Raw genomic sequence first — 3,405 nt, forward strand, 5'->3', positions numbered from 1 at the left:
GTGCGCGGCTCAATGACCATCGAAACATTGTCGACCACCGTCGTCTCGTCATAGCGCTTGGTGATGCCCTCGATCTCGATCATGCCGTTTCAACTACCCTGCGCTTGGTGGCGGTCATCTCGATGACCGCGTCGAGGATGATGGCCGCCGCAAAGGCCAATGCCACGGTGGGCAGCGCGCCGAGCAGCACCAGATCCATCGCGGTCTGGCCGACGCCCTGGAAAACGAACACGCCGAAGCCGCCGCCGCCAATCAGCGCGGCAATGGTGGCAAGGCCGATATTCTGCACCAGCACGATGCGGATGCCGGTCAGGATCACCGGAAAGGCGAGCGGGAACTCGACATCGAAAAGGCGCTGGCGATCGGTCATGCCCATGCCGCGCGCGGCGTCGTTGGCCGCGCGGGGCACACCAGCCAGCCCGACCACCGTGTTGGCCACCACCGGCAACAGCGAATAGAGGAAGAGCGCGACGAAGGCGGGCGCGGTGCCGATGCCCCTGATGCCGATCGCGGCGGCCCCCGGCACGTGGACGGCGACCCAGCCGAGCGGCGCGATCAGCAGGCCAAACAGCGCTATGGAGGGAATGGTCTGGATGATGTTGAGCACGTTCAGCACCCCCGCCCGCAGCTTCTCGACGCGATGGCAAAGGATGCCGAGCGGTATGCCGACGATCACCGCGCCAGCCAGCGAGCCAAGCGCCAGGCTAACGTGCTTGGAAGCCTCGGCCCAGAAACTGTCGGCGCGGCTGGCATATTCCTTGAGGATGGAGAGGGTGTCCCAGCTTCCCGAGACGAGCAGCACGGCAATGGCGAGCGCGGCAAGGACGAGCACGCCGACGCGCGACCAGGGCGACAGGTTCAGCCTGGTCAGCACATCGGCCAACAGCAGGGTGAAGGCAAAGATCAGCAGCCAGAAACCGGAGGCGGGCGCGACGCGGGCAAAGGTGTTTCCGGCAGGCGTCAGGAAACCGCCGGCGGTGCCGATCAGGACCGATAGCGCGACCAGCGCGACGACGCTGACCGCCAGCCTGAGGATCAGCGGCGTCTTAAGCAAGGCGACGATGGCGGCGACGATCACCATAGCCAGCAGCACCATGCCAAGCACGGGCGGCAGCGCTTCGAGGATCGAACGCGCCTGGCCTGGCACAATGCGGTTGGCGCGGAACGTCGCAAAGGGGGCCGCCAACGCAGCGTAGGCGACGATCGCGGCAATGACGACGCCGAGCTTGTCGAAGCGGATGGTCACGATCGCCCCCCAATCGGCGGCGCGCCGCAGCACGGCGCGCCGAGCTCACCTCACTTCAAGAACCCGTTCTTCTTCAGAAAATCCTCCGCCACGCCCTTGGCAGGCTCGCCACCCAGTTGGACGCGGCCATTGAGCTCCTGCAGGGTGACGAGATCGAGCTTGGCGAAGACCGGCTTCAGCAGCGCCTCGATTTCGGGATGCTGCTTAAGGACCTCTTCGCGGATGATCGGTGCCGGCTGGTAGACCGGCTGCACACCCTTGTCGTCCTCGAGCACGACGAGGCCGGAGGGCTGGATGCCGCCGTCGGTGCCATAGACCATGGCGGCGTTGGCGCCGTTGGTCTGGTTGGCGGCGGCAGCGATGGTTGCCGCGGTGTCTCCGCCGGAGAGGGTGATCAACTGGTCCGGCTTCAGCATGAACCCGTAGGTCGTCTGGAAGGCGGGGAGCGCCGCCGCCGAATTCACGAACTCGGCGGAAGCCGCGAGCACCACCTTGCCGCCGCCGGCGACATACTTGCCGAAGTCCGACAAGGTGGCGAGCTTGTTCTCGTCAGCCACTTCCTTGCGCAGCGCGATCGCCCAGGTGTTGTTGGCCGGCGACGGCGACAGCCACACGATCTTGTTGGCATCGTAGTCGAGCTTCTTGGCGGTCTCGTAGCCCTTGGCGGCGTCCTTCCAGACCGGATCGTCGGCCTTCTGGAAGAAGAAGGCGGCATTACCCGTATATTCTGGATAGATGTCGATCTCGCCAGCGGTGATCGCCTTACGCACCACGGGCGTCGCGCCGAGCTGGATGCGGTCGGTGGTCTTGATGTTGTTGGCGTTGAGCACGAGCTGGATGATGTTGCTCAGCACGCCGCCTTCGGTGTCGATCTTGGAAGACACCACCACCTGGGCATTCGCCGATGCCGTCGCAATACCAAGCGCCATCGCCGCGAAAGCGAGCTTTCTAGCTGAAAACATTGTGAAAATCCCTTGCTATAAGCCGATCAGTCGGTGGTCGCATATGAGCACAGCTTCAACGGCCGGTCGGGGCATACGGTTTCATAACTAGGGGAATACACGCAATAATTTTGTTCGGCCAGACGAAGGCCACGGCCGCACCCCGCCATGGCTATGCCGACCTAAGGTCGGCTGGCGGCCTGCCCTGTTCTGGGGGATATTAGGGAAAGGCGGGTCGGCGGCCAAAACAGGGAGTGGGTCATGGCCAAGCATAAAGTCGGCTACCTCATCGGCAGCCTTGCCAAGGGCTCCATCAACCGCAAGCTTGCGAAGGCCCTCGTGAAACTGGCGCCGCCCGAACTTGAGATGACGGAAATCCCCTTCAAGGACCTGCCGCTCTACAGCTACGACTATGATGCCGACTTTCCGCCGGTCGCCCTGGAGTTCAAGAAGGCCATCGCGTCCGTCCAGGCAGTGCTTTTCGTCACGCCGGAATATAACCGCTCGATCCCCGGCGGCCTGAAGAACGCAATCGACTGGGCGAGCAGGCCCTACGGCAAGAACTCTTTCGCCCGCAAACCGACTGCCGTCATCGGAACCTCGCCAGGCGCGATCGCGACAGCCGTCGCCCAGCAGAGCCTGCGCAGCGTGCTCAGCTTCTGCAACGCACCCCAGATGAACTCTCCCGAAGCCTATATCCAGTTTACCCCGGGATTGATCACCGACGACGGCGAGGTGACTGTGGCGTCAACCGAAACATTCCTGCGCAATTACATGGACGAGTTCCACATGTTCATAGCGCGGGTGCTGCAGGTGCTCCCGCCTGATGCATGACGCCGGCCGTTTCGGACTTGTCGCCGGAACGGCCTCGGCACCTTCCTCAGCGTTCGCGGGAGCCTACCATCCTCAACGTGCCGAGCGCGACAAAGCAAAGCGCGACGACCGGGAAGACGACCCAGTTGAGCATCGTCCAGCCCCATGCGTTGTAGATCGCGCCTGACATGAGCGAGGAGAAGGCGACGGAGCCGAACAGGACGAAGTCGTGGAAACCCTGCACCTTGCTTTTCTCGGAGGGGCGGTAGCTGGCCGCGACCATGGCCGTTGCGCCGATGAAGCCGAAGTTCCAGCCAAGCCCGAGCAGGATCAGCGCGGTCCAGAATTGCCACAGATGCAGTCCGGAAAGCGCCACCGTGGCGCAGCCGATCAGGAGCACGAGGC

At 63.7% G+C, this 3,405-nt stretch carries 4 protein-coding genes; 1 reads left to right on the forward strand and 3 read right to left on the reverse strand.

Annotated elements, in window-relative coordinates; translation table 11 throughout:
- Nucleotides 1–79 precede the first annotated feature (79 nt).
- Nucleotides 80–1,246, reverse strand: coding sequence for an ABC transporter permease (locus tag EOA28_RS29420; protein ID WP_128315557.1), 1,167 nt, complete (start codon nucleotides 1,244–1,246; stop codon nucleotides 80–82).
- Between the two features lie 50 nt (nucleotides 1,247–1,296).
- The gene (locus EOA28_RS29425) at nucleotides 1,297–2,175 is read right to left on the reverse strand and encodes an ABC transporter substrate-binding protein (protein ID WP_348527714.1); all 879 of its coding nucleotides are present in this window, start codon (nucleotides 2,173–2,175) and stop codon (nucleotides 1,297–1,299) included.
- A gap of 273 nt (nucleotides 2,176–2,448) precedes the next feature.
- Between EOA28_RS29425 and EOA28_RS29430 the strand changes: the two genes are divergently transcribed.
- Nucleotides 2,449–3,021 (forward strand): NADPH-dependent FMN reductase, encoded by a 573-nt coding sequence (locus EOA28_RS29430; RefSeq protein ID WP_126082936.1) that lies wholly within the window; start codon nucleotides 2,449–2,451, stop codon nucleotides 3,019–3,021.
- 46 nt (nucleotides 3,022–3,067) lie between these two features.
- Here the strand turns inward: EOA28_RS29430 and EOA28_RS29435 are convergent.
- Nucleotides 3,068–3,405: MFS transporter (locus EOA28_RS29435; protein ID WP_128315556.1), on the reverse strand; the 338-nt coding region annotated here is incomplete at its 5' end.

Origin of the sequence: Mesorhizobium sp. M2A.F.Ca.ET.067.02.1.1 (genome assembly GCF_004023285.1) — a bacterium.
Classification (GTDB): domain Bacteria; phylum Pseudomonadota; class Alphaproteobacteria; order Rhizobiales; family Rhizobiaceae; genus Mesorhizobium.

Coding starts and splice junctions, on each gene's coding strand:
- EOA28_RS29425 (WP_348527714.1), bottom strand. CDS start 2,175: ATGGCGCTTGGTATTGCGACGGCATCGGCGAATGCCCAGGTGGTGGTG.
- EOA28_RS29430 (WP_126082936.1), top strand. CDS start 2,449: ATGGCCAAGCATAAAGTCGGCTACCTCATCGGCAGCCTTGCCAAGGGC.